Raw genomic sequence first — 23,246 nt, forward strand, 5'->3', positions numbered from 1 at the left:
GGCGATGGCCGAACCCCGCATGAGCAGCGAAGAAGAGATCGAGGCGCTGGACGCCATCTGCCAGCGCATGGCTGGTTTCGAAGACGAGGTGTCGCTCGAATGGCTGGACGGCTACATGGCCGCCTTGCTGGCCGGCCCGCGCCGGATCGAGGCAGACGAGTGGTTGGCGGTGTTCGCCGACGGTGTGTTCGCGCGCACCTTCGCCGACCCGGCGGACGCCCAGGCGGCGCGCGCCGTGATCGACGCGCGCTGGCAGGTGCTGGCCGACCAACTCGACCCCGAGCTGATCCTCGACGACCCGGATGTGTTGCGCCTGGCGCCGCTGATGATCGAGCTGAGCGACGAAGACAAAGAGCGCCTGATCAGCGAAGGCCATGTGAACGCCGACGAGATGGCGCTGCTGGAGCAGACCGGCGAGGTCTGGGCCGTGGGCTTTCTCGATGCGACGCAGGACTTTCCGAACGACTGGCCCGAGCCCGACCTGGAGACCGAAGAAGGCCAGCTTTACGACGAGACGCTGCTGCGCGTCGCGTCGCTGACGATGGACGACGAGGAGCTGAAGGAAGTCTTCGAAGAACTCTACGAAGGCGAACAACTCAGCCGCGACGAGCTGATCCAGGAGGCGCTCTACGCCGCGCAAGACCTGCGCCTGTACTGGCTCGACCACGCGCCCAAGCCGCCGCCGCGCCGCGTCGACGCGCTGCCGGGTCGCAACGACCCTTGCCCCTGCGGCAGCGGCAAGAAGTTCAAGAAGTGCCACGGGGCACAGATGCAGTAGTGGGCCCCCAAGACGCCTGCGGCGTCGCCCCCCCGAGGGGAAGCGTCCGGCTAGGGGCGGCCCGTCGCCGGACACCTTCACCTTTGATCGACCGATGAGCACATCACTCGAGTTGCAAGGCAAGCACATCGTGCTGGGCCTGAGCGGTGGCATCGCCTGCTACAAGTCGGCCGAGCTGGTGCGCGAGCTGGTCAAGGCGGGGGCGACGGTGCAGGTGGTGATGACCGAGGCCGCCGAGGCCTTCATCACCGCGGTCACGCTGCAGGCCTTGTCGAACCGGCCCGTCTACACCAGCCAGTGGGATGCGCGCGAGCCGAACAACATGGCGCACATCAACCTGTCGCGTGAAGCCGATGCGGTGCTGATTGCGCCGGCGAGTGCCGACTTCATGGCCAAGCTGGTGCAAGGGCGCGCGGACGACCTGCTGTCGCTGCTGTGCCTGGCGCGGCCGATCGAGCGCTGCCCGTTGCTGATCGCGCCGGCGATGAACCGCGAGATGTGGGCCCACCCGGCCACGCAGCGCAACGCCGCGCAGCTGCGCGCCGATGGCACCACGCTGCTGGGCCCCGACGCCGGCGACCAGGCTTGCGGCGAGATCGGCGACGGCCGCATGCTCGAGCCCGCGGACCTGGCCGAAGAGCTGATCGCGTTCTTCCAGCCCAAGCGGCTGGCCGGCCAGCGCGTGCTGATCACCGCCGGCCCGACCTTCGAGGCGATCGACCCGGTGCGGGGCATCACCAACCGGTCCAGCGGCAAGATGGGCTTCGCGTTGGCGCGCGCCGCGCGCGAGGCGGGTGCCCAGGTCACGCTGGTGGCCGGCCCGGTCGCACTGCCAACGCCGCGCGGCGTGATGCGCACCGACGTGCAGAGCGCGCAGCAGATGCACGACGCGGTGCTGCCGATGGCGGGCGCGCACGACGTGTTCATCGCCACCGCGGCGGTTGCCGACTGGCGGCCGGCGGCGGCCCACGAACACAAGATCAAGAAAGACGGCAGCGGCCGACCACCGGCGATCGAGATGGTCGAGAACCCCGACATCCTGGCCGCCGTCGCGCGGTTGCCCAAGCCGCCTTACTGCGTTGGGTTTGCCGCCGAGAGCCAGGACCTGCTGGCCCACGCGCAGGCCAAGCGGCTGCGCAAGGGCGTGCCGCTGATCGTCGGCAACCTGGGCCCGGCCACCTTCGGCCAAGACGACAACACGCTGCTGCTGGTGGACGAGCACGGCCACCGTGAACTGCCGACCGCCGGCAAGCTGGCGCTCGCCCGCGAACTGGTGGGCGAGATCGCCGAACGACTGAAGACATCGACGTGAACACGACCATCGACATCAAGGTGCTGGACGAACGCATGGCCAGCCAACTGCCGGCCTACGCCACGCCCGGCAGTGCGGGCCTGGACCTGCGGGCCTGCCTGGACGAGGCGATCGAGCTGGCGCCCGGCCAGACCACGCTGATCCCCACGGGGCTGGCGATCCACATCGAAGACGCCGGGCTGGCGGCGATGATCCTGCCGCGCTCGGGCCTGGGCCACAAGCACGGCATCGTGCTGGGCAACCTGGTCGGCCTGATCGACAGCGACTACCAGGGCCAGCTGATGGTCAGCTGCTGGAACCGCGGCCAGACCGCGTTCACGATCCAGCCGATGGAGCGCATCGCGCAGATGGTCATCGTGCCGGTGGTGCAGGCCACCTTCAAGCGCGTCGACAGCTTCGACCAGAGCCACCGCGGCGAAGGCGGCTTCGGCTCCAGCGGCAGAAATTGAATCCGCAGGCGCGCGCAGCGCCGCCGCCCATCAAGTGGCGTGCGCGGATCCGGCTTGGCCGGTCCGCTGCGCGAGCCCCCTCGGGGGGCAGGCCCGGAAGGGCCGTGGGGGTCAGAGGTTCAGTGCAGCGGTTCGTCCGGCGGCGCGCCGTTCAACACCGACAGCGGCGAGTCGCCCACCGTGCCGGCGCTGACCTCGTCTTCGGTCGCGTCGCGCACGTCCATCACCTTGAGCTGGATGCGCAGGGCCATGCCGGCCAGCGGGTGGTTGGCGTCCAGCACCACGTGCGAGGGGTAGACCTCGGTCACGGTGTAGACCAGGTCGTCGGGCATGCCTTCGGTGGTCGCGCCATCGGGCAGGCCTTCGAACTGCATGCCGGGCTCGACCGCTTCGGGGAACAGCGAGCGCTCTTCGTAGCAGACCAGGTCGGCGTCGTAGTCGCCGAAGGCCTGCTCAGGCTCCAGATGCAGCTGGGCCTCGAAGCCGACCGATTGACCGGCCAGCGCCTCTTCGACCTTGGGCAGCAGGTCGTCGCCGCCATAAAGAAATTCGACCGGCTCGTTGAGCTCGTCGATGAGCTGGCCCTGAGCGTCCGACAGCGTCCAGATCAGCGTCACGACGCAGGGAGAAGTGATGTCCATCGAAGAATGATCGCACAAGGCTTGCCGGGTTCCGCAAGCGACAATGCCTTCGATGGACATAGACCAGAAACTCACGCTGCTGGGTGGCCTGTCGCCGCAGCAGTTCATGCGCCGTCATTGGCAAAAGAAGCCCTGCCTGATCCGCCAGGCCGTGCCCGGCGCCCAGGCGCCGATCGCCCGCACCGAGCTGTTCGACCTTGCCGGCCGCGACGATGTCGAGTCGCGCGTGGTGTCCAGTGGCAAGAGCGGCTGGAAGCTGCGCCACGGCCCGTTCAATCGTCGTCAACTGCCCCCATTGAGCCAGGCGGGCTGGACGCTGCTGGTGCAGGGGCTGGACCTGCATGTGCCCGCGGCCCACGAGCTGCTGTCGCGTTTTCGCTTCGTGCCCGAGGCGCGGCTCGATGACCTGATGATCAGCTATGCCAGCGATGGCGGCGGCGTCGGCCCGCACTTCGATTCATACGACGTCTTCCTGCTGCAGGTCAACGGCCGGCGGCGCTGGCGCGTCGGGCCGGTGGGCGATGCGCGCCTGGTCGATGGCGTGCCGGTCAAGCTGCTGGCGCACTTCGAGCCGACTGAAGAGTGGGTGCTGGAGCCGGGCGACATGCTGTATGTGCCGCCGGGCTGGGGCCACGACGGCGTGGCGGTCGGCCCCGATTGCATGACCTGCTCGGTGGGCTTTCGCACCCCGCGGCCGACCGAGCTGGCGCGCGAGGTGCTGCAGCGCATGACCGACGCGCTGGAGCCCAACGACGACGAGCGCCCCTACCGCGACCCGGCCGGCAGCGCCACCGCAACGCCGGGGCGCATCCCCGAAGCGCTGCAGACCTTTGCGGCGAAAGCGGTGATCGATGCGCTCAACGATTCGCACAGCCTGGCCTGCGCGTTGGGCGAGTCGCTCACCGAGCCCAAGTCCATCGTCTGGTTCGACGGCGGCGGCGCCTTGGGCGACGGGCAGGGCGTTCGCCTGGATGCGCGCACGCGCATGATGTACGACACTCGGCATGTCTTCATCAACGGCGAATCCTTCCAGGCCTCGGGCCGTGACGCCCGGCTGATGCAGTCGCTGGCCGATGCGCGGTGCCTGGACGCCCGCTCGGTCGCGAAGCTCAGCGGGCCGGCGCGCGAGCTGCTGGGCGACTGGGCGGAGGCCGGCTGGGTCCATGGCGATGAACAGCACTGACGAACAACGCAAGCACTTTCCGGCCGGGCCGATCGCGGCCCGCGCCGACTTCCAGGCGGCCGTGCGCGCCTTCATCCTGAATGCGTCGGAGGCGGGCGTGCGGCACCTGTGGTGGGTGTCACCCGACTACGCGGACTGGCCGCTGGACGAGCCCGAAGTTCTCGATGCCTTGACGCACTGGGCGCGAACGCCGGGCGCGCACATCACCTGGATCGGTCACGATTTCGAGCGCGTGCGGCGCCGCATGCCGCGGCTGACGCGCTGGCGGCAGAGCTTCTCGCACGTGTTGAGCTGCCGCTCGCCGCAAGAGATGGCGGGGCCCGACATGCCGACCCTTTTGGTGGCTGACCACGTGGCCGTGTTGCGCATGCTGGACCTCGAGCGGATGCGGGGTTATGTGCGCGTGGACGGCGCTGACGTGCAGCGCGCGCGCGAAGAGATCGATGTAATTTTGCAACGGTCATCCGAGGCCTTCCCGGCCGTCACACTGGGACTCTAGGGATCCCCCCTAGCATGGCTATAATGTAAGGCTAGGCACAGAAAACTTCAGCTTGAGTGTCTCGAGCGCTCGAGTGTTTTCTGGTCTGTCTCGAGGAGGAGGCGCGCGCGAACAGCGAGCTTCCAAAATTACCGGTAATTGTTCGATTCATTGTTTGAGGACATTCATGAACAAGTCGCTCCTGTTGGCTTCCCTCGTCGCTGTCGTTGCTCTGGCCGCCTGCGGTAAGAAGGAAGAGGCTCCTGCTCCGGTCGTGGCTCCCGCCCCGGTCGCCGCTTCGGCCGTTGAAGCCGCTTCGGCCGCCATGCCCGCCGCTTCCGAAGCCCCGGCTGCTGCCATGGAAGCCGCTTCGGCCGCCAGCAAGTAATTGGAGCCGGCACCCGGGTCTAACGGCCGGGGTGCTGCCAACAACAAAGCCGCCCTCGGGCGGCTTTGTTGTTTCTGGAAAGCTCTTCCTAGGCGCGCGTAGCGCCGCCGCCCATCAAGTGGCGTGCGCGGATCCGGCTTTGCCGGTCCGCTGCGCGAGCCCCCTTGGGGGGGCAGCCCCCGGAAGGGGCGTGGGGGCTCACAACTTGAGCTCGTCGGCCAGCAAGGACACGATCTTCTGCGCGTTGGCCGAGTTGTCCGGCTCGCCCTTGAAGTTCAGCACCGTGACCAGCGTGCCGGTGCCGTCGGCCTTGACCTGGATGCGGTAGCGGTTCAGCGCCTTCTTGGCCTGGTCGTCGCTGGTGAACCAGCGGGTGAAGAAGTTCGGTTCGTCCTTCGCGGCTTCCTTGGTGTCGACGAAGCGCACGAAGTACAGGCCCTGGTTGCGGTCGCGGTCTTCGACCGTGAAGCCGCCGCGGTCCAGCGCGAGGCCGATGCGGCGCCAGGCGCGCTCGAGGCCGTCGTCCACGGTCAGCGCCGCGCCCGGCTTGCCGCTGACGACACGCGCCTTCGGGGCCGCGCTGGTGCCGCCGGTGGCCGCGGCCATCTCGGCGCGGGCGACTTCGTCCTTGGCGCCCAGGCTGATCATCAGCCGGGTCAGCACCTCGCGCTCGAGCTGCGGGTCGGCCGGGCGGGCCGACCACTTCACCTCTTCGCTGGCGTTGCGGCCCATCACCTTTTCTTCGATGCCGTGGTGGGCCACGTAGATCTCGGTGCCGTTGGCGCCGCGCTCCATGCGCATCATGAAGCGGTCACGCTCGCCGGTGTCGAACAGGCCGCTGACGACCGAGCCGATCGTGCGGCGGACGATGTCGTTCGGCAGCTTGGCGCGGTTCTCGGCCCAGCCGGTTTCCAGCGTACCGGCTTCGGCGTCTTCGCTGGCGATGGTGAAGCCGCGGTCGAGCCAGAACTGGCGCACCTTCGGCCACAGTTGCTCGGGCGTCTGCGGGCTGACGATCCAGCGCTGGTCGCCGGCGCGTTCGAGGTGCACGTCGCCGGCCTTCACGATCGCCACCGACGGCGCGCCGGCATCGACCACCGGGCGGGCCGTGCCATTGGCCAGGGCCGACGCGCTGACCGAGCCGGTCTGCGGCAGGTAGCGGCCATCACGCGCCAGCGGCGTCAGGTCGGGCGGCACCTCGAGCGTCGCCGTCTTGGTGGCGCCGCTGCGGTAGTCCAGCGAGTCGGTGCCGGGCGTGGTGTCGCTCAGCAGGGAACATCCGCCCAGGCCGAAAGCCAGCAGGAGCACACCGGCACGCAGCGGCGTGATCACGAAGTCAGGTTTCTTGGAATGCATGTCGTGTCGCCAGCCACCGCGCGCAGCGGCTGTTCCAGAGGTTTTCGGTTTGAGGGGAGAGGGCAAAGATCAGAAAAGGCCACATTCGCGCAGCGCGCTGCTCACCAGAGCCTGGCCGGCCTCGGTGAGTTCCACCAGCGGCAGGCGAACGTTGGCGCGGCAGCGGCCCATGTGCGACAGCGCCCACTTGGCGGGGGCCGGGCTGGGCTCGCAGAACATTTGCCGGTGCAGCGGCAGCAGGCCGAGGTGGATCTCGCGGGCGCGCTTGACGTCACCCGCGATCGCGGCCATGCACATCTCGTGCATCTGGCGCGGCGCCACGTTGGCCGTGACGCTGACGTTGCCGTGGCCGCCCAGCAGCATCAGGGCCACGGCGGTGCCGTCGTCGCCCGAATAGACCGAGAAGCCCTGGGGCACGTGCTTGATCAGCCAGGCGGCACGCTCGATGTTGCCGGTGGCTTCTTTGATGCCGATGATGCCGGGCACGTGAGCCAACCGCAGCACGGTGTCGTGCTGCATATCGGCCACCGTGCGCCCAGGCACGTTGTAAAGCACCACCGGGATGTCCACCGCCTCGGCGATGGCCTTGAAGTGGCGGTAGATGCCCTCTTGCGACGGCTTGTTGTAGTAGGGCACGACTTGCAGCGTGCAGTCGGCGCCCACCTCTTTCGCATAGCGCGACAGGTTGATCGCCTCGGCGGTCGAGTTCGCGCCGGCGCCGGCCATGATGGGCACGCGGCCGGCCGCGTGCTCGACGGCGACGCGGATGATCTCGCAGTGCTCTTCCACCGACACGGTGGCCGATTCACCGGTGGTGCCGACCACGCCAATGCAGTCGGTGCCTTCGGCGATGTGCCAGTCGATCAGGGCGCGCAACGCGGCGTAGTCGACGCTGCCGTCCTCGTGCATCGGCGTCACCAGGGCGACGATGCTGCCAACAATCGGTTTCATCAGGGTTCCTTGCAACCGGCCGATTTTAGCCACCTGGCGAGCGACTCCCGGCCAGGGGCGGCGCGGCGGGCTCGGGGCCCGCGCCGGGGCGCTGGGCGACCACGCGCTGCACGATGCGCGGCGGGTCGGCCAGCTGGCCACTTTCGTAGGCCACAACGCGCAGGCCCAGCTGTTCGCTGACGCGCAGCAGTTCACCCGGTTGCAACAGGAAATCAGGGCGTGACGGCCGGCCCAGCCGTTCGTGGCCGTTGGCAAAGGTTTCGTAAAGTAGCCATCCGCCCGGCGCCAGGGCCGCGCCGATCGCCGGCCAAAGTGGCCGCCAGAGGTAGTTGGTGACCAGCACTGCGTCGAACTGGCGTTCGGCCGACGGCCACGGGCCGCCTTCGATGTCGGCGACGATCACCTCGGCTGCCACCGGGCGCAGCGGCTCGACCGCCGCCGCATCGCGGTCCAGCGCAGTGACGCGAAAACCCTGTTCCGCCAGCCAGCGCACATGCCTTCCGCCACCGCAGGCCAAATCCAGCACCGCGCCACCGGCCGGCAGCAGGTGGGCCCAGCGCAGCAGCCAGTCGCTTGGCGCGCCGCTGCCGTGCGTCATCAAAAGCAGGCCCAGACGCGGTTGGCCAGGTCGACCACCGTGTGCGGGTTCTGGTAAGCCATGAACACCAGCGCCAACAGGAGCCCGGCAGCAGCCAGCGCCGCGCCGCGCAGCCAGGTGCGACGTGGGTCGGCGTTCATGCAGCGACCGGCCGCGCCGCCGCCCGCACGATCGGCGTTTCGCGCACCGGCAGGTTGGCCAGCGCGGCGAACACGCCCAGCGCGATCGCCAGGTACCAGACGATGTCGTAGCTGCCGGTCGTGTCGTACAGCCGGCCGCCCAGCCACACGCCCATGAACGAGCCGACCTGGTGGCTGAAGAAGACCAGGCCGCCCAGCATCGACATGTATTGCACGCCGAAGATCTGCGCCACCACCGCGTTGGTCGGCGGCACCGTGGACAGCCACAGGAAACCCATCACCGACGCGAACACATACACGCTTGCCGGGCTGAGCGGGACCAGCAGGAACACGGTGATCGCCACCGAGCGCGCCAGGTAGATCGCCGACAGGATGTGCCGCTTGGCCAGCCGCTGGCCCAGCACGCCGGCGGTGTAGGTGCCGAAGACGTTGAACAGGCCGATCAGCGCCAGCGCGGTGGTCGCCACGTCGGGCGTCAGGCCCTTGTCTTTCAGGTAACTCGGCATGTGCACGCCGATGAAGACGACCTGGAAGCCGCAGACGAAATAGCCGGCCATCAGCCAGCGGAAGCTCGGGTAGGCCATCGCCTCTTTCAGCGCGGCGCCGATGCTTTGCTGGGGGCCGCTGTGCGCGGCTTGCGGCGGCTCGCGCAGGCCGGCGGCCAGCGGCGCGATCGCCAGCGCCAGGCAGCCCAGGATGAACAGCGCGCTTTGCCAACCCCAGGCGCCGATCAGCCAGTTTTCCACCGGCACCATCAGGAACTGGCCGAACGAGCCGGCCGCGGCGGCCACGCCCATGGCCCACGAGCGTTTCTCTGGCGCCACGTTGCGGCCGATCACCCCGTAGACCACCGCATAGGTGGTACCCGACTGCGCCATGCCCAGCAGCAGCCCGGTGGAGCCGGTGAAGGCCAGGCCCGAGGTCGACAAGGCCATGCCGACCAGCCCGGCCGCATACAGCAACGCGCCCACCACCAGCACCCGGAAGGCGCCGAACCGATCGGCCAGCATGCCGGCGAACGGCCCCGCCACGCCCCACGCGATGTTCTGGATCGCGATCGCGAAGGCGAAGGTCTCACGCGTCCAACCGCGGTCCATCGTGATCGGCGCCAGCCACAGGCCGAAGCCGTGGCGGATGCCCATGGACAGGGTGACGATCGCGGCGCCGCAGAGCAGCACCTGAGTCATCGACAGCGTGGCTCGCGGCTGCGGAGCGGTGATGGTAGGCATCGGGGCAATTTAGCGGAAGAATCATCGCCACATGCGGTGTGGGCCCGAGCGAGCCTGCAAACGCCGGATGCAGTTTTGCCGGATGCAACTTACGAGGAGGAGCGTGTATGGCGAGCGTGTTGGTGCTGGGCAGCGGCGTGATCGGGACGAGCATCGCCTACTACGCGGCCAAGGCCGGCCATTCGGTGACGGTGGTCGACCGCCAGCCCGGGCCGGCACTGGAGACGAGTTTCGCCAACGCCGGCGAGGTCTCGCCCGGCTATTCGTCGCCCTGGGCCGGGCCCGGCGTGCCGCTGAAGGCCATCCAGTGGATGGTGATGCGCCACAGCCCGCTGGTGATCTGGCCCCTGCTCGACCCGGCCATGTGGCGCTGGGGCCTTCGCATGCTGGCCAACTGCACCGAAAAGGCCTATGCGCTGAACAAGAGCCGCATGGTGCCGATCGCCGAATACAGCCGCGATTGCCTGAAAGCCCTGCGCGCCGAGACCGGCATCGCCTACGACGACCGGGCGATGGGCACGCTGCAGCTGTTCCGCACCCAGAAGCAGCTCGACGGCACCGCCAAGGACATCGAGATCCTGAAACAGTACGGCGTGCCCTACGAGGTGCTCGACAAGCCCGGCTTTTTGCGGGTCGAGCCGGCGCTGAAGCGGACGCAGGACAAGTTCGTCGGCGCGCTGCGCCTGCCGGGCGACGAAACCGGCGACTGCCAGCTCTTCACCACCCGGCTGGCCGAGATGGCCAAGGCGCTGGGCGTGCGCTTTCACTTCGACACCCGCATCGAGGGCATCGACCACGACGGCCGCCAGGTGACGGGCGTGCGCACCAGCGCCGGCACGCTGACGGCCGACCGTTACGTGGCCGCGCTCGGCAGCTTCACGCCACAGATGGTTCGCCCGCTGGGCCTGGACCTGCCGGTCTACCCGATCAAGGGTTACTCGATCACCGTGCCGATCACCGACCCGAAAGGCGCGCCCGAGTCGACCGTGATGGACGAGACCCACAAGGTCGCGGTGACGCGGCTGGGCGAGCGCATCCGCGTTGGCGGCACGGCCGAGATCGCGGGTTTCAGCCTGGCCTTGCGTGAACCGCGCCGCGAAACCTTGACCCACGTGGTGACCGACCTGTTCCCGACCGGTGGCGATGTCTCCAAAGCCAGTTTCTGGTGCGGCCTGCGCCCGATGACGCCCGACGGCACGCCGCTCGTCGGGCCGACGAAAGTGCCCAACCTGCTGCTGGCCACCGGCCACGGTACGCTGGGCTGGACGATGGCCGCCGGCACCGGCCGGGTCATCGCCGACCTGATTTCGGGCCGCCAACCCGAGATTTCGCTCGACGGCCTGACGCTGGACCGCTACCGCTGACGGCGCCACCCCTCGGCCGGCGGCAGCTTTGCACGGCCTGACCGCCGGCAGGGGGCTTTGGCCGGGGAGGCCCGACCCGCCTCCCTAGAATCACGCCCCTATGGCTCAGACACCCGTGAACTACGGTGAGGCGTCGATCCGCGTGCTGAAGGGCTTGGAGCCCGTCAAGCAGCGGCCCGGCATGTACACCCGCACCGACAACCCCTTGCACATCGTGCAAGAAGTGATCGACAACGCCGCCGACGAGGCGCTCGCCGGCTTTGGCAAACGCATCGCCGTCACCCTGCATGCCGACGGCTCGGTCAGCATCGACGACGATGGCCGCGGCATCCCCTTTGGCCTGCACCCCGAAGAAAAGGTGCCGGTGGTCGAGATCGTCTTCACCCGGCTGCATGCCGGCGGCAAGTTCGACAAGGGCTCGGGCGGCGCCTACAGCTTCTCGGGCGGCCTGCACGGCGTGGGCGTCAGCGTGACCAACGCGCTGGCCAAGCGGCTGCAGGTGGCCGTGTGGCGCGAAGGCCAGTGCGCGAGCCTGGCGTTTTCGGGCGGCGACGTGATCGAGCCGCTGGTCACGCGCAAGTCGGCGGCCGGCGAGCGCAAGCAAGGCACGTCGGTGCGCGTGTGGCCCGATGCCAAGTATTTCGAAAGTGCCGAGCTGCCGCGCCACGAGCTGATGCATCTGCTGCGCAGCAAGGCCGTGCTGATGCCCGGCGTGACCGTCACCTTGACGAGCGAGAAGACCGGCGAGACGCAGACCTGGGCCTACAAGGGCGGCCTGCGCGACTACCTGCAGCAGTCGCTGCCGGCAGACCCGATGATCCCGCTGTTCGAAGGCGCGCACTACGCCGACAAGGGCGAGACCGAGAACTTCGCCGAGGGCGAGGGCGCGGCCTGGTGTGTGGCCTTCACCGAAGAGGGCAACCTGCTGCGCGAGAGCTATGTCAACCTGATCCCGACAGTGGCCGGCGGCACGCACGAAGCCGGCTTGAAGGACGGCCTGTTCGGCGCCATCAAGGGCTTCATCGAGATGCATTCGCTGCTGCCCAAGGGTGTCAAGCTGATGCCCGAAGACGTGTTCTCTCGCGCCAGTTTCGTGCTGAGCGCCAAGGTGCTCGACCCGCAGTTCCAGGGCCAGACCAAGGAGCGCCTGAACAGCCGCGACGCACTGCGGCTCGTTTCGGCCTACGTCAAGCCGGCGCTCGAGCTGTGGCTCAGCCAGCATGTGGACTACGGCAAGAAGCTGGCCGAGCTGGTGATCAAGCAGGCGCAGACGCGCCAGCGCGCGAGCCAGAAGGTCGAGAAGCGCAAGGGCTCGGGCGTGGCGGTGTTGCCGGGCAAGCTGACCGATTGCGAAAGCCGCGACCTCAACCTGAACGAGCTGTTCCTGGTCGAGGGTGACTCTGCCGGTGGTTCGGCCAAGATGGGCCGCAACAAGGAGACCCAGGCCATCCTGCCGCTGCGCGGCAAGGTGCTGAACGCCTGGGAGGTCGAGCGCGACCTGCTGTTCAAGAACAACGAGATCCACGACATCTCGGTCGCCGTCGGCGTCGACCCGCACGGGCCGAACGACACCCCCGACTTGTCGGGCCTGCGCTATGGCAAGGTCTGCATCCTGTCGGACGCGGACGTCGACGGCTCGCACATCCAGGTGCTGCTGTTGACACTGTTCTACCGCCACTTCCCCAAGCTGATCGAGACTGGCCACATCTACGTGGCCAAGCCGCCGCTGTTTCGCCTGGACGCACCGGCCCGCGGCAAGAAGCCCGCGGCCAAGCTCTATGCGCTGGACGAAGGCGAGCTGGAAGCCTCGCTGGACAAGCTGCGCAAGGAAGGCGCCCGCGAGAACAGCTGGACCATCAGCCGCTTCAAGGGCCTGGGCGAAATGAACGCCGAGCAGTTGTGGGACACCACGCTGAACCCCGACACCCGCCGCTTGCTGCAAGTGGGCTACGGCGTGCTCGACACGGCCGCCACCACCGAATCGCTGACCAAGCTGATGGGCAAGGGTGAAGCCCAAGCCCGCCGCGAGCTGATGGAACTGCACGGCGACTCCGTCGAGGTGGACATTTGATGGTGTCTCGTGTGTTGCTGCGGCCCACGATGGTGTCGGACCTGGACGCTGTGGTTGCGATCGAGCGCGACCAGCAGAACCTGCCGTTCATCACGCCGTGGGACCGCACGCAGCACGAGGGCGCGATCCGCTTTCCTGACTTTCGCCACTTCATCGTCGAAGCCGGCGACAGCCACGAGCGGCTGGGCTTCGTGATCTTGCAGGGCTGCCGCAACCAGCACCGCAGCGTCGAGCTCAAGCGCATCGTGCTGCAGACCAAGGGCCAGGGCCTGGGGCGGGCCTGTGTGCGGCGCCTCAAGGCGATGGCCTTCAGCGACCTCGGCGCACACCGCTTCTGGCTCGACGTGAAGTCGCTCAACACCCGCGCGCTGGCGCTGTACGAGAGCGAAGGCTTCGTCATCGAAGGCCGCCTGCGCGAGAGCGTGCGGGTCGAGATCGACGGCGCCGATGGCTACGACACGCTGGTCGTGATGAGCCTGCTGGACCGCGAATACCAGGCCCGCCGCGCGATGGGCCTGGAAGCCCCGCTGGAGGGACTCGCGTGAAGAGCGCGTGGCTCGCCTGTCTGCTGATCGCTGCGCTGCCTGCGCAGGCGGCGGGCAACGATGTCTGGGGTTATGTCGACGGCGCCGGCGTGGCGCATGTGGCAGACCACGCGGTGGACTCGCGCTATTCGCTGGTGCTGCGCGGCCGCGAGTCGGGCGAGGCCGACCACGTGCCCGGCAAGACGATGACGCGCAGCAAGCTGCTGACCTGGCTGGAGTTTGCCCCCGAGGTCAAGGCGGCGCAGCCCTGGCTGCGCGAGGCTGAGCTGGCCACCGGGGTCGACGCCGAGCTGCTGAAAGCCGTGATCACGGTCGAGTCGGGCTACAAGGGTGACAGCGTGTCCCCGCGTGGCGCGGTGGGCCTGATGCAGATCACGCCGGCCACCGCGGGCCGTTACCTGACGCGCGAAGAAACGGCCGCCCGCCCGGTGGACGACTACCTGCGCGATGCACGCAGCAATGTCTTGATCGGCGCGCGCATGCTCGCCGACCTGTCGCGCCGCTTCGGTGGCATGCACCTGGCGCTGGCCGCCTGGAACGCCGGCGAAGGCCGCGTGCGCCAGAGCGGCGGGCAGATGCCCGAGATCGCCGAAACCCGCTCGCACGTGCACATGGTGCTGGAGCTTTACTGGGCGCTGCTGCAGCAGCGCCAGCTGGGCCGGGCGCGCGAGCTGCGCCTGGCCGGCCCGGTGGTCAGCGTGGAGCCTGGCGCCCATTGACCCGGCCGCCGCGCATCCACGCGCCGGCGTTGAACGAATCCTCTGAAAAGCATGACGATGGAACAGACCCCTTTGACCTTTACGCCCGACGGTGGCGACGGCGGCGGCAGCGATGCGATCACGCTGGCCCACTACGCCGAGCGCGCCTACCTTGAATACGCACTCAGCGTGGTCAAGGGCCGCGCGCTGCCCGATGTGTGCGACGGCTCCAAGCCGGTGCAGCGCCGCATCCTCTACGCGATGGACCGCCTGGGCCTGGGCTTCACCACGGCCAGCGGCCCGAAGCCGGTCAAGTGCGCCAAGGTCGTCGGCGATGTGCTCGGCAAGTACCACCCGCACAGCGACCAGGCCGCCTACGACGCACTGGTGCGCATGGCGCAGAACTTCAGCCTGCGTTACCCGCTGATCGACGGCCAGGGCAACTTCGGCAGCCGCGATGGCGACGGCGCCGCCGCGATGCGCTACACCGAAGCGCGCCTGGCGCCGATCGCCCGCCTGCTGCTCGACGAGATCGACGAAGGCACGGTCGACTTCATGCCGAACTACGACGGCAGCGAAGAAGAGCCGCGCCTGATGCCGGCACGCCTGCCGTTCTCGCTGCTCAACGGCGCCTCGGGCATCGCCGTGGGCCTGGCGACCGAGATCCCCAGCCACAACCTGCGCGAGGTGGCCGCCGCCGCGGTGGCGCTGATCCGCAACGACAAGCTGAGCGACGACGAGTTGCACACGCTGCTGCCGGGCCCCGACTTCCCGGGCGGCGGCCAGATCATCTCCAGCGCGGCCGAGATCCGCGCGGCGTATGCCAGCGGGCGCGGCAGCCTGAAGGTGCGTGCCTGCTGGAAGATCGAAGACCTCGCCCGCGGCCAGTGGCAGCTGGTGGTCACCGAGCTGCCGCCGGGCAGCAGCACGAAGATCGTGCAGGAAGAGATCGAGGAGCTGATCAACCCGAAGGTCAAGGCCGGCAAGAAGGCGCTGACCGCCGAGCAGACGCAGCTCAAAGCCGCGGTGCTGGCCATTCTCGACACGGTGCGCGACGAGTCCAGCAAGGACGCGCCGGTGCGCCTGGTCATCGAGCCCAAGAGCCGCACGGTCGAGCAACAGGAGCTGATCAACACGCTGCTGGCGCACACCAGCCTCGAATCGAGCGTCTCGGTGAACCTGACGATGGTGGGCATCGACGGCCGGCCGACGCAGAAGAGCCTGCGCCAGATGCTGGTCGAGTGGATCGCCTTCCGCCAGACGACGATGCAGCGCCGCTCGCAGCACCGGCTGCAGAAGGTGCTCGACCGCATCCACATCCTCGAAGGCCGGCAGACGGTGCTGCTGAACATCGATGAGGTGATCCACATCATCCGCAACGCGGACGAGCCGAAGCCTGCGCTGATCGAGCGCTTCAAGCTCAGCGACCGCCAGGCCGAAGACATCCTCGAAATCCGCCTGCGTCAGCTGGCGCGGCTGGAGGCGATCAAGATCGAGCAGGAGCTGAAGGGCCTGCGCGAGGATCAGGCCAGGCTCGAAGACATCCTCGGCAGCCCGGCCACGCTGCGCCGCACGATGATCAAGGAGATCGAGGCCGACACCAAGCAGTATGGCGACGAGCGCCGCACGCTGATCCAGGAAGAAAAGCGCGCGGTGGCCGAGGTGAAGATCATCGACGAGCCGGTCACGGTGATCGTCAGCCTGAAGGGCTGGGTGCGCGCGTTGAAGGGCCACGAGGTGGACGTGGCGGCACAGACCTTCAAGGCCGGCGATTCGCTGTATGGTGCGTTCCCCTGCCGCTCGGTGGACACGCTCTATGTGTTCGGCAGCAATGGCCGCGTCTACAACGTGGCGGTGGCCAGCCTGCCGGGCGGCCGCGGCGACGGCCAGCCGATCACCTCGCTGATCGACCTGGAGGCCGGCTCGCAGCCCGCGCACTACTTTGCCGGTGCCGGCGAGACCACGCTGCTGCTGGCCAACACCGGCGGCTTCGGCCTGCTGGCGCGCTGCGCCGACCTGGCCACGCGCCAGCGCGGCGGCAAGAGCTTCCTGACGCTGGAAGACAAGGAGCACGTGTTGCCGCCGGCCGCCGTGGCCACGACACACGGCAACGTGGCCTGCCTGTCGCTGAGCGGCCGGTTGCTGGTCTACCCGCTGAACGAGCTGAAGCTGCAATCGAAGGGCGGCCGTGGGCTGACGCTGATGGATGTCGACGCGAAAGACCCGCTGCTGTCGGTGGCGACCTGCGGCGAGACGCTGCGCGTGCTCGGCACCGGCCGCGGCGGCAAGGCGAAGGACGAGTTGCTGAAGGGCGCCTCGCTGGCGGGCCATGTCGGCAAGCGCGCCCGCAAGGGCCACAAGGTCGAAGGCATCGTCAAGCCGCTGCGGGTGATTGCCGGCTGATCCAGTGTCCTGTCCCGCAGGACAGGACACTAACGCCACAGCGCCGGCTTGTTCACCATCAGGTAGTACACGCCGAGCATCGCGATGAACGCCGGGTAGCCGAGCGCTTGCCAGCAGCGGGCGTAGCGCGCATAGGCGGGCGGCAGGGGCTCGCTGCGCGCCACGGCGGCCCCGGCCATCTGGGCCATGCGCCACTGCAGCCACAGCACCGGCAGCCAGCAGGCGCCGGTGAGTGCGAACAGGCCGATCGAGGTGGCCAGCCAGGGTGTGCCGAGCGGCCACCCGGCCAGGTGCGCCAGCGCGATGCCCGACAGGGGCTGGAAGATCGCCGCCGGCGTGGTGAACCAGCTGTCTGCGCGCACGACCAGCCGGCCCACCACCGCCTGCGCCTGCAGGTTGCCGCTGCGGTGGGCGAAGAAGCCGAAGAACGCCGTGCCGAAGCCGGTGCCGACCAGCAGCACGCTCGACAACACGTGCAGCCACTTCAGGACGAGGTAGGTGGACATGCCGATCCGGCGGGTGGGTGGGCGAACGGGTGGGGCGGGGCGGTGAACCGGCACGGGTCCTGCGCCTCGCGGCCCAGCAGCGAGCGAAACGGGCCCGGGTCGGCGGTGTTGTCGACCGACAGCAGCGCCAGCGTCTGCGTGCCCCATGGCGTCAGTGGGCATGCATCACCCAGCCTGGCGGACCACCGCGTCCAGCGCTCGGGCAGGGGGCAGGTGCGTGCCGGCGCCCGGCCCCGCTGTGCACGCAACTCGCCGATGAAGGCGGCCAGCGTCATCGCGCGTGGCCCGGTCGCATCGATCGAGCCGTGGCGCACTGCGGCCGGGGTGAGCAGGCGCACCACCGCCTCGGCCAGGTCGCTCACGTGGACGGGCTGGATCCGGGCACTTGCGGCCACGCTTGGCAGCGGCAGCACCGGCAGCCGCGCGAGGGTGTCGAACAACCGGCTGCTGGCGCCACCCGGCCCGTAGACCACGCTCGGGCGCAGTACCACGCCGTCGAGTTCGCCGCGGGCGCTTCGCTCCAGCAGTTGCCGCTCGGCCGCGCGCTTGGTGTGGGCATACGGCGTCGTGCCGCTGTCGATCCCCAGGGCAGACAGGTGAACCACGGGCCTGACCCCGGCCTGCGCGCAGGCGGCGAACAGCGCCATCGGCGCCAGCAGGTGCACCGCCGTCATCGGCCGGCGTGGTGAGTCGCGCAGCACCCCCACCGCATTGACCACCGCGTCGATGCCGGCCAGGCGAGGCAGCCAGGCGGCGGCGGTGGTGTCGCGCGCAAAGTCCACCCGCAGCTCGCCCGGGCCGGGCTGGCCCGAGACGGTGGCCAACACCTCGTGGCCGGCGCCGCGCAGGGCCGTGGCGATGTGCCGGCCGATGAAGCCGCGCCCGCCACACACCAGCACTTTCATGACGTGCTCCTCACCGCCGCGTGGGCCGGGTTGACGGGCTGCGCCGGGCGGGTGGCCAGTGGCGCGGGGTCGAGCATGCGCGCGATCTGCTTCCAGACCCTGCTGGCGATGAAGGCGACAGTGGCGAACACGCCCGCCAGCACCAGCCACAGCGTGCGGCGCAGCACATCCACCGGGTCGGCCAGCGGCTCGAAGCGGCCAAAGCTCAGCAGCAGCACCAGCGTGCCGCTGACGGCCAGCAGGTAGGCCGAGCGGACCCAGAACTCGGCGCCGCCCTCGGCATCGCAAATGCCGCGCAACACCTTGACGAGGATCGGTTCGAGGTAGCGCACGGCGACGATCGGCAGGCTGCCGGCCAGTGCGAGCGAGAGCACGAACGTGGTGGTGTTCATCGACGACTCCTTGTCTTCAAAGTTCGCAGGCGCTGCCGGGGCGGCAACGGCGCAACGCGGCGCGTTCGGCGGCGCGGCGGGTGGCCGTCTCGAACAGCAGGTGGCTGACCACGCGCGGGATGCGGTGCCGGTTGCGGGCCAGCAGCGGGTAGAGCCGGTCGGCCAGCGGCCCCAGCAGCGGACAGTTGGTCGGCGCGACCAGCCAGTCGAGGCCGACCGCGCGGTAGGCGTGGCGAAACACCTCGACGCCGCGCAGCACGCGCCCGTCGGCCGTCTGGGCGTGGATCAGCTCCAGCAGGTCGGCGGTGGTGGTGCCGGGCGGCAGGCTGTCGAAGCCCGGGGCCGAGACATCGACGAAGCGCAGCTTGCTGTCGGTGTCGCGCAGCATCAGGTTGGTCATCTCGCCGTTGCACAGCGCGCAGGCCGACTCGTAGTACAGCGTCAGCGGGTAGAGGGCGGTGGTCATGTTTTCTCCTTCTGAAATTTCGGCAAAGACAGAAATATGTACTCAAAAAAAGGGGCTGGCGTCAGAAAAGCGGCGGTGGCAGTTGCGGCGGCTCGGCCAGGGCGGTGCCGGGCTCGGGGCTGCGCAAGAACTTCTGCACCTTGGCGCCCAGGCCCATCACCTTTTCGAGCGTGGCGGGGGTCAGGCGCAGCATCTCGTCGGACCAGGCGCCCAGGGCCTCCATGAAGCGCTGGGTTTCGCGCAGGCGGTCTTGCACGTCGGGCGGCTCTTGCTGGAACGAGGGCTGCGAGACCAGCTCTTGCAGCAGGCGCGATGTGGGGTCGAACTCGCGCTCCTTGCGCTCGCGCACGATGGTGCGAAACAGCTCCCACACGTCGTGCGAAGTTTCGAAGTAGTCGCGCCGGTCGCCCAGCACATGGGTCACGCGAATCAGGTTCCAGTTCTGCAGCTCTTTCAGGCTGGTGCTCACGTTGGAGCGCGCGGCGGCCAGCGTGTCGCTGATGTCTTCGGCATTCAGCGGCTTGCCGTGAAAGAACAGCAGCGCGTGGATCTGCGCCACCGTGCGGTTGACGCCCCAGGCCGAGCCCATCTCACCCCAGTGGACGATGAAGCGGCGGCCGGTTTCGCTGAGTTCCATGGTGCCGAGCGTATCGCTTCTGTAATTTCTGTCAAGAGAGAAATTTGTAGGTGGTTGATTGACGGTCGATCGGCGGTTGTGGCCATGGGCCGTGGCCCGAGTTCAGGTCGAACGCCGCACCCGCCCGGCGTCGCGCGTCATCGCGTCGAGCAACGCCTGGGCGCCCAATTCGAATGTCGCGTCCCATTGCGAAGACTGGAAATAGGGCGCCGAACTCGCCAGGCGGGGGCACTCGCGGGCGATGTAGGCGCCGTCGACAGGCTCGGCGGCCGACGGCCCGCGCGCATAGCCCGAGGTTTCGTCCAGCGCGGCGCCGACCAGGAAGTAGCCGAGCGTTCGAAAGTGCCGGGCGGCCAGCTCGGCGTCGGGCACCACCGCCTGCACCAGCGACAACACGGTCTCGATGAAGCGCACCCCGGTGGGCGTGTTCAGCCGGTGCACGGCCACCAGCGGAAACAAGGCCGGCCAGCGATGCGCCATCTCGCGGTAGGCGTACATCGCCTGGCGCAACCGGTCGCGGGGCGGCAGGTCGGCCGCGGGCCAGGCCATGCTGCCGACCGCGTGGTCGACCATCGCGTCGAGCAGGTGGTGCTTGCTCGGGTAGTGGTGGTAGATGCTCATCGCCTCGCAGCCCAGGCGCTGGCCGAGGCGGCGGGTGCTGAAGGCCGCCAGGCCGTCTTCGGCCACCAGGTCGAGGGCGGCCTGCAGGATGCTGGCGGGCGTCAGCGTGGGGCGGGGCCGGCGGGGCGCCGGTGATCGGGGCGGGTGGGCCGGGCGGGTGACCATGGGTTGAGCTTACACCGTAAGAACCCTGCATCCAGATCTCGACTTACAGCGTAAGGTGGTGCAGGGCGCGCCGACCAAGTGGTGGGGCGTGCGAGCCCGTTGCCCTCGAAAGGAGTGGATCATGTCGAACGACGAACTGGCCGAGAGCGTCGGCCTGCTGGTGCCCTTGATGTACGGTGTAATGCTGGCCGCCGAGGCGCGCTGGCCGGCGCGGGTGTTTCCGCCGCGGCGCGGCTGGCGCTGGGTGGGCCTGGGCTTTCTGGTGCTGATCGCCACGGTCGGCGCGGTCGTGCCGCTGCTGCTGCCGGTGGACTGGATGGCGGCGCAACGCTGGGTCGACGGCACCCGCCTGGGCGTGGCGGGCGGCACATTGGCCGGCTGGGTGGTGCTCTCGCTCGTCAGCTACGGCTACCACCGGCTGTGCCACGCATCGCCGCTGATGTGGCGGCTGTCGCACCAGGTTCACCACGCGCCGCAGCGTGTTGACATCTCGGGCTCGGTGGTCTTCCACCCGTTCGAGATGGGGGTTCAGGTGATGTTGCAGCTGTTCGTCACGGTGATCGTGCTGGGGCTCGATCCGCTCGCGGCGGCGCTGGTCGGCGTGGTGGCGGCGTTCCATGGCATGTTCCAGCACTGGAACGTGAACACGCCCGCCTGGGTTGGCTATGTCATTCAGCGGCCCGAGTCGCATTGCGAGCACCACCGGCGCGGCATCCACGCGCTGAACTACGCCGACTTCCCGCTGTGGGACCTGCTGTTCGGCTCGTTCCGCAACCCCCGGCGCTTCGAGGGCGAGTGCGGTTTCGACGCACCGGCCGATCGCCGCCTGGGCGCGATGCTGGCCTGCCGCGACGTGAACCTCGACCACTACGGCGCTGGCAGCCGCGGCGCGAGCCCTGTGGCCCAGGCCTCGCCGACGATGGCCACGCCCACCCGGGTTTGACTGAAGGCAACGCAGTCACCCCAAACCAGGGCGCGCAGCCTCGCGGGGGCTTATTCAGCGCCGCCTGAACCGGGTGGTGCACGCGCGGGAGTAGACTGGCTCGATCAAGGTGATCGGGGTGCGGCGACAGCGGCAGTGATCCTGGCGCGTGCGGCTACTCCGGCTTCAGGAGACAGCGCGCGTGCAACCCACCAACGTGGCGGACCCGGCCTACTTTCACAAGGTTGTCGACTGCCAATGGGCGTGCCCCGCCCACACGCCGGTGCCGGAATACATCCGGCTGATCGCCCAGGGTCGTTACGACGACGCCTACATGGTCAACTGGGTGTCCAACGTCTTCCCGGGCATCCTGGGGCGAACGTGCGACAGGCCCTGCGAGCCCGCTTGCCGGCGCGGCCGGGTCGAAGAGCGCAACGCCGAGAAGCCCGAGCCGGTCGCCATCTGCCGCCTGAAGCGCGTGGCCGCCGATTTCAAGGGTGGCGAGGTGCGGGCGCGCATGCCGCGGCCCGAGGCGAAAAACGGCAAGCGCGTGGCCTGCGTCGGTGCCGGCCCGGCGTCGCTGACCGTGGCGCGCGACCTGGCGACGCAAGGCTACGAGGTCACCGTGTTCGATGGCGATGCCAAGCCCGGTGGATTCATGCGCACGCAGGTGCCGCGCTTTCGCCTGCCCGAGACCGTGATCGACGAGGAGTGCGGCTACATCCTGGGCCTGGGCGTCGAGTTTCGCAGCGGTCACTACATCGGCTCGATGAAGGCGCTGCTGGCCGAAGGCTGGGACGCCGTCTTCGTCGGCTCCGGCGCACCGCGCGGGCGCGACCTGCGTGTTCCCGGGCGCGACGAGGCGAAAGACCAGATCCACATCGGCATCGACTGGTTGTCGTCGGTCTCGTTCGGCCATGTGACGAAGGTCGAGCCGCGTGTCATCGTGCTGGGCGGCGGCAACACGGCGATGGACTGTTGCCGCTCGGCGAGGCGCCTGGGCGCCAGCGACGTGAAGGTGGTCGTGCGCAGCGGCTTCGACGAGATGAAGGCCTCGCCGTGGGAGAAGGAAGACGCGATGCACGAGGGCATCCCGATCCTCAACTTCCACGTGCCGAAGTCGTTCGAGATCGAGGGTGGCAAGCTGGTCGGCATGCGCTTCGAGATCGTCGAGGCGCGCTACGACGCCAAGGGCAAGCGCGAGCTGGTGCCGACCGGCCAGCCCGATGTGCTGCTGCCGTGCGACGAGGTGTTGATCGCGGTTGGGCAAGAGAACGCCTTCCCGTGGATCGAGCCCGACTGCGGCATTGCGTTCGACAAATGGGGCTTGCCGGTGGTGGGCGAGAAGACGATGCAGTCCAGCCTGCCGAACGTCTTTTTCGGCGGCGATGCGGCCTTCGGGCCGAAGAACATCATCACCGCCGTGGCCCACGGCCACGAGGCGGCGGTGTCGATCGACAAGTTCCTGCACGGCGAGGCGGTGGCCGACCGGCCGCCGCCGCATGTGAACCTGATGTCGCAGAAGATGGGCATCCACGAGTGGAGCTACGACAACGCGGTGTCGAACGACCTGCGCAACAAGGTGCCGTGGACGGCCGCCGAGACGGCGCTGGCCAGCATCAAGATCGAGGTCGAACTGGGCTTCGACGCCGCGACGGCGTTCAAGGAAGCGCAGCGTTGCCTGAACTGCGACGTGCAGACGGTGTTCACCGCCAAGGCCTGCATCGAGTGCGATTCGTGCGTCGACATCTGCCCGATGGACTGCATCAGCTTCACCACCAACGGTGACGAGGCCGACCTGCGTGGCCGGCTGCAGGCGCCCGCCCCCCACGCCGAGCAAGACCTGTACGTGAGCGGGCCCTTGAAGACCGCGCGGGTGATGGTGAAAGACGAAGACGTCTGCCTGCACTGCGGGCTGTGCGCCGAGCGGTGCCCCACCGGGGCGTGGGACATGCAGAAGTTCTTGCTGCAGACGACGCAGGCCGGGCCCGCGTGTCGCAGCCATGGTGGGCGCCAGGTGGGGGTGCACTGCAAATGAAGCCGGACGA

25 protein-coding genes are annotated in these 23,246 nt (G+C 68.8%); 13 read left to right on the forward strand and 12 right to left on the reverse strand.

What is annotated here, in order from left to right:
• Nucleotides 1–4 precede the first annotated feature (4 nt).
• From ACE3SG_RS13970 to dut, 3 genes are all read left to right on the forward strand, one after another.
• Complete coding sequence (locus ACE3SG_RS13970) at nt 5–778, forward strand: UPF0149 family protein (protein ID WP_374565839.1); 774 nt, start codon at nt 5–7, stop codon at nt 776–778.
• Between the two features lie 94 nt (nt 779–872).
• Nucleotides 873–2,090, forward strand: a complete 1,218-nt coding sequence (coaBC, locus tag ACE3SG_RS13975) for a bifunctional phosphopantothenoylcysteine decarboxylase/phosphopantothenate--cysteine ligase CoaBC (RefSeq protein ID WP_374565841.1) — start codon at nt 873–875, stop codon at nt 2,088–2,090.
• Complete coding sequence (gene dut / locus ACE3SG_RS13980; protein WP_374565843.1) at nt 2,087–2,539, forward strand: dUTP diphosphatase; 453 nt, start codon at nt 2,087–2,089, stop codon at nt 2,537–2,539. Before coaBC ends, dut begins: the two co-directional genes overlap by 4 nt.
• 119 nt (nt 2,540–2,658) lie before the next feature.
• On the opposite strand, the gene ACE3SG_RS13985 is transcribed toward dut, so the two are convergent.
• The gene (locus ACE3SG_RS13985; protein ID WP_374565844.1) at nt 2,659–3,180 is read right to left on the reverse strand and encodes a peptidylprolyl isomerase; all 522 of its coding nucleotides are present in this window, start codon (nt 3,178–3,180) and stop codon (nt 2,659–2,661) included.
• 52 nt (nt 3,181–3,232) lie between these two features.
• Here ACE3SG_RS13985 and ACE3SG_RS13990 point away from each other — a divergent pair, with 52 nt between their 5' ends.
• From ACE3SG_RS13990 to ACE3SG_RS14000, 3 genes are all read left to right on the forward strand, one after another.
• Nucleotides 3,233–4,363: a cupin domain-containing protein gene (locus ACE3SG_RS13990; protein ID WP_374565846.1), complete on the forward strand. Its 1,131-nt coding sequence runs from the start codon at nt 3,233–3,235 to the stop codon at nt 4,361–4,363.
• A complete protein-coding gene (locus ACE3SG_RS13995; protein ID WP_374565848.1) occupies nt 4,350–4,862 on the forward strand; it encodes a hypothetical protein in 513 nt (170 codons plus the stop codon). Before ACE3SG_RS13990 ends, ACE3SG_RS13995 begins: the two co-directional genes overlap by 14 nt.
• Nucleotides 4,863–5,028: 166 nt before the next feature.
• Complete coding sequence (locus ACE3SG_RS14000) at nt 5,029–5,229, forward strand: hypothetical protein (RefSeq protein WP_374565849.1); 201 nt, start codon at nt 5,029–5,031, stop codon at nt 5,227–5,229.
• A 198-nt stretch (nt 5,230–5,427) separates the two neighbouring features.
• Here ACE3SG_RS14000 and bamC read toward each other — a convergent pair whose 3' ends face one another.
• The 5 genes from bamC to ACE3SG_RS14025 all read right to left on the reverse strand — a co-directional run bounded on the left by bamC (nt 5,428) and on the right by ACE3SG_RS14025 (nt 9,503).
• Complete coding sequence (gene bamC, locus ACE3SG_RS14005) at nt 5,428–6,585, reverse strand: outer membrane protein assembly factor BamC (protein ID WP_374565851.1); 1,158 nt, start codon at nt 6,583–6,585, stop codon at nt 5,428–5,430.
• A 69-nt stretch (nt 6,586–6,654) separates the two neighbouring features.
• On the reverse strand, nt 6,655–7,536 hold the full coding sequence (dapA, locus tag ACE3SG_RS14010; RefSeq protein WP_374565853.1) for a 4-hydroxy-tetrahydrodipicolinate synthase: 882 nt from the start codon (nt 7,534–7,536) through the stop codon (nt 6,655–6,657).
• Nucleotides 7,537–7,561: 25 nt separating this feature from the next.
• Nucleotides 7,562–8,134 carry a class I SAM-dependent methyltransferase gene (locus ACE3SG_RS14015; RefSeq protein ID WP_374565855.1) on the reverse strand — a complete coding sequence of 191 codons (573 nt, stop codon included), beginning with the start codon at nt 8,132–8,134 and terminating at the stop codon, nt 7,562–7,564.
• Nucleotides 8,134–8,274 (reverse strand): hypothetical protein, encoded by a 141-nt coding sequence (locus ACE3SG_RS14020; protein WP_374565857.1) that lies wholly within the window; start codon nt 8,272–8,274, stop codon nt 8,134–8,136. The genes ACE3SG_RS14015 and ACE3SG_RS14020 overlap by 1 nt, the downstream gene beginning before the upstream one ends.
• Nucleotides 8,271–9,503: an MFS transporter gene (locus ACE3SG_RS14025; protein ID WP_374565859.1), complete on the reverse strand. Its 1,233-nt coding sequence runs from the start codon at nt 9,501–9,503 to the stop codon at nt 8,271–8,273. Before ACE3SG_RS14025 ends, ACE3SG_RS14020 begins: the two co-directional genes overlap by 4 nt.
• 107 nt (nt 9,504–9,610) lie before the next feature.
• On the opposite strand from ACE3SG_RS14025, the gene ACE3SG_RS14030 reads away from it, so the two are divergent.
• The 5 genes from ACE3SG_RS14030 (at nt 9,611) to parC (ending at nt 16,584) form a co-directional block, all read left to right on the forward strand.
• Nucleotides 9,611–10,867: a D-amino acid dehydrogenase gene (locus ACE3SG_RS14030; protein ID WP_374565861.1), complete on the forward strand. Its 1,257-nt coding sequence runs from the start codon at nt 9,611–9,613 to the stop codon at nt 10,865–10,867.
• Nucleotides 10,868–10,967: 100 nt separating this feature from the next.
• On the forward strand, nt 10,968–12,938 hold the full coding sequence (locus tag ACE3SG_RS14035; RefSeq protein ID WP_374565863.1) for a DNA topoisomerase IV subunit B: 1,971 nt from the start codon (nt 10,968–10,970) through the stop codon (nt 12,936–12,938).
• Nucleotides 12,938–13,483 carry a GNAT family N-acetyltransferase gene (locus ACE3SG_RS14040; protein WP_374565865.1) on the forward strand — a complete coding sequence of 182 codons (546 nt, stop codon included), beginning with the start codon at nt 12,938–12,940 and terminating at the stop codon, nt 13,481–13,483. The genes ACE3SG_RS14035 and ACE3SG_RS14040 overlap by 1 nt, the downstream gene beginning before the upstream one ends.
• Nucleotides 13,480–14,202: a lytic transglycosylase domain-containing protein gene (locus tag ACE3SG_RS14045; protein ID WP_374565867.1), complete on the forward strand. Its 723-nt coding sequence runs from the start codon at nt 13,480–13,482 to the stop codon at nt 14,200–14,202. The genes ACE3SG_RS14040 and ACE3SG_RS14045 overlap by 4 nt, the downstream gene beginning before the upstream one ends.
• A gap of 57 nt (nt 14,203–14,259) precedes the next feature.
• On the forward strand, nt 14,260–16,584 hold the full coding sequence (gene parC, locus ACE3SG_RS14050) for a DNA topoisomerase IV subunit A (protein ID WP_374565868.1): 2,325 nt from the start codon (nt 14,260–14,262) through the stop codon (nt 16,582–16,584).
• Nucleotides 16,585–16,613: 29 nt separating this feature from the next.
• Here the strand turns inward: parC and ACE3SG_RS14055 are convergent, their stop codons facing one another.
• From ACE3SG_RS14055 to ACE3SG_RS14080, 6 genes are all read right to left on the reverse strand, one after another.
• A complete protein-coding gene (locus ACE3SG_RS14055) occupies nt 16,614–17,090 on the reverse strand; it encodes a DUF2269 family protein (RefSeq protein WP_374565870.1) in 477 nt (158 codons plus the stop codon).
• Nucleotides 17,069–17,995 (reverse strand): NAD-dependent epimerase/dehydratase family protein, encoded by a 927-nt coding sequence (locus ACE3SG_RS14060; protein WP_374565872.1) that lies wholly within the window; start codon nt 17,993–17,995, stop codon nt 17,069–17,071. The genes ACE3SG_RS14055 and ACE3SG_RS14060 overlap by 22 nt, the downstream gene beginning before the upstream one ends.
• Nucleotides 17,992–18,387, reverse strand: a complete 396-nt coding sequence (locus ACE3SG_RS14065; protein WP_374565874.1) for a hypothetical protein — start codon at nt 18,385–18,387, stop codon at nt 17,992–17,994. The genes ACE3SG_RS14060 and ACE3SG_RS14065 overlap by 4 nt, the downstream gene beginning before the upstream one ends.
• Before the next feature lie 16 nt (nt 18,388–18,403).
• On the reverse strand, nt 18,404–18,853 hold the full coding sequence (locus ACE3SG_RS14070; RefSeq protein WP_374565876.1) for a thiol-disulfide oxidoreductase DCC family protein: 450 nt from the start codon (nt 18,851–18,853) through the stop codon (nt 18,404–18,406).
• A gap of 61 nt (nt 18,854–18,914) precedes the next feature.
• Entirely contained in the window at nt 18,915–19,490 is a 576-nt protein-coding gene (locus tag ACE3SG_RS14075) for a GbsR/MarR family transcriptional regulator (RefSeq protein ID WP_374565878.1), read from the reverse strand.
• A gap of 102 nt (nt 19,491–19,592) precedes the next feature.
• Nucleotides 19,593–20,276, reverse strand: a complete 684-nt coding sequence (locus ACE3SG_RS14080; RefSeq protein ID WP_374565879.1) for a TetR/AcrR family transcriptional regulator — start codon at nt 20,274–20,276, stop codon at nt 19,593–19,595.
• 121 nt (nt 20,277–20,397) lie between these two features.
• Here ACE3SG_RS14080 and ACE3SG_RS14085 point away from each other — a divergent pair, with 121 nt between their 5' ends.
• Together ACE3SG_RS14085 and ACE3SG_RS14090 are read left to right on the forward strand one after the other, a co-directional pair.
• Nucleotides 20,398–21,219: a sterol desaturase family protein gene (locus ACE3SG_RS14085; protein WP_374565882.1), complete on the forward strand. Its 822-nt coding sequence runs from the start codon at nt 20,398–20,400 to the stop codon at nt 21,217–21,219.
• A 181-nt stretch (nt 21,220–21,400) separates the two neighbouring features.
• Nucleotides 21,401–23,236, forward strand: coding sequence for an FAD-dependent oxidoreductase (locus ACE3SG_RS14090; protein ID WP_374565883.1), 1,836 nt, complete (start codon nt 21,401–21,403; stop codon nt 23,234–23,236).
• The last annotated feature ends 10 nt before the right edge of the window (nt 23,237–23,246 follow it).

Origin of the sequence: Ideonella sp., assembly GCF_041914305.1 — a bacterium.
In the GTDB taxonomy this organism is placed as follows: Bacteria; Pseudomonadota; Gammaproteobacteria; order Burkholderiales; family Burkholderiaceae_C; genus Ideonella.

Excerpts from the sequence above, each read along its gene's own strand:
- ACE3SG_RS14070 (WP_374565876.1), bottom strand. The coding sequence starts at position 18,853 with ATGACCACCGCCCTCTACCCGCTGACGCTGTACTACGAGTCGGCCTGC.
- coaBC (WP_374565841.1), top strand. The coding sequence starts at position 873 with ATGAGCACATCACTCGAGTTGCAAGGCAAGCACATCGTGCTGGGCCTG.
- ACE3SG_RS14055 (WP_374565870.1), bottom strand. The coding sequence starts at position 17,090 with ATGTCCACCTACCTCGTCCTGAAGTGGCTGCACGTGTTGTCGAGCGTG.
- ACE3SG_RS14015 (WP_374565855.1), bottom strand. The coding sequence starts at position 8,134 with ATGACGCACGGCAGCGGCGCGCCAAGCGACTGGCTGCTGCGCTGGGCC.
- parC (WP_374565868.1), top strand. The coding sequence starts at position 14,260 with ATGGAACAGACCCCTTTGACCTTTACGCCCGACGGTGGCGACGGCGGC.
- ACE3SG_RS13995 (WP_374565848.1), top strand. The coding sequence starts at position 4,350 with ATGAACAGCACTGACGAACAACGCAAGCACTTTCCGGCCGGGCCGATC.
- ACE3SG_RS13985 (WP_374565844.1), bottom strand. The coding sequence starts at position 3,180 with ATGGACATCACTTCTCCCTGCGTCGTGACGCTGATCTGGACGCTGTCG.
- ACE3SG_RS14040 (WP_374565865.1), top strand. The coding sequence starts at position 12,938 with ATGGTGTCTCGTGTGTTGCTGCGGCCCACGATGGTGTCGGACCTGGAC.
- bamC (WP_374565851.1), bottom strand. The coding sequence starts at position 6,585 with ATGCATTCCAAGAAACCTGACTTCGTGATCACGCCGCTGCGTGCCGGT.
- ACE3SG_RS14085 (WP_374565882.1), top strand. The coding sequence starts at position 20,398 with ATGTCGAACGACGAACTGGCCGAGAGCGTCGGCCTGCTGGTGCCCTTG.
- ACE3SG_RS14060 (WP_374565872.1), bottom strand. The coding sequence starts at position 17,995 with ATGAAAGTGCTGGTGTGTGGCGGGCGCGGCTTCATCGGCCGGCACATC.
- ACE3SG_RS13970 (WP_374565839.1), top strand. The coding sequence starts at position 5 with ATGGCCGAACCCCGCATGAGCAGCGAAGAAGAGATCGAGGCGCTGGAC.
- ACE3SG_RS14030 (WP_374565861.1), top strand. The coding sequence starts at position 9,611 with ATGGCGAGCGTGTTGGTGCTGGGCAGCGGCGTGATCGGGACGAGCATC.
- ACE3SG_RS14025 (WP_374565859.1), bottom strand. The coding sequence starts at position 9,503 with ATGCCTACCATCACCGCTCCGCAGCCGCGAGCCACGCTGTCGATGACT.
- ACE3SG_RS14035 (WP_374565863.1), top strand. The coding sequence starts at position 10,968 with ATGGCTCAGACACCCGTGAACTACGGTGAGGCGTCGATCCGCGTGCTG.
- ACE3SG_RS14020 (WP_374565857.1), bottom strand. The coding sequence starts at position 8,274 with ATGAACGCCGACCCACGTCGCACCTGGCTGCGCGGCGCGGCGCTGGCT.
- ACE3SG_RS14000 (WP_374565849.1), top strand. The coding sequence starts at position 5,029 with ATGAACAAGTCGCTCCTGTTGGCTTCCCTCGTCGCTGTCGTTGCTCTG.
- dapA (WP_374565853.1), bottom strand. The coding sequence starts at position 7,536 with ATGAAACCGATTGTTGGCAGCATCGTCGCCCTGGTGACGCCGATGCAC.
- ACE3SG_RS14065 (WP_374565874.1), bottom strand. The coding sequence starts at position 18,387 with ATGAACACCACCACGTTCGTGCTCTCGCTCGCACTGGCCGGCAGCCTG.
- ACE3SG_RS14075 (WP_374565878.1), bottom strand. The coding sequence starts at position 19,490 with ATGGAACTCAGCGAAACCGGCCGCCGCTTCATCGTCCACTGGGGTGAG.
- ACE3SG_RS14080 (WP_374565879.1), bottom strand. The coding sequence starts at position 20,276 with ATGGTCACCCGCCCGGCCCACCCGCCCCGATCACCGGCGCCCCGCCGG.
- ACE3SG_RS13990 (WP_374565846.1), top strand. The coding sequence starts at position 3,233 with ATGGACATAGACCAGAAACTCACGCTGCTGGGTGGCCTGTCGCCGCAG.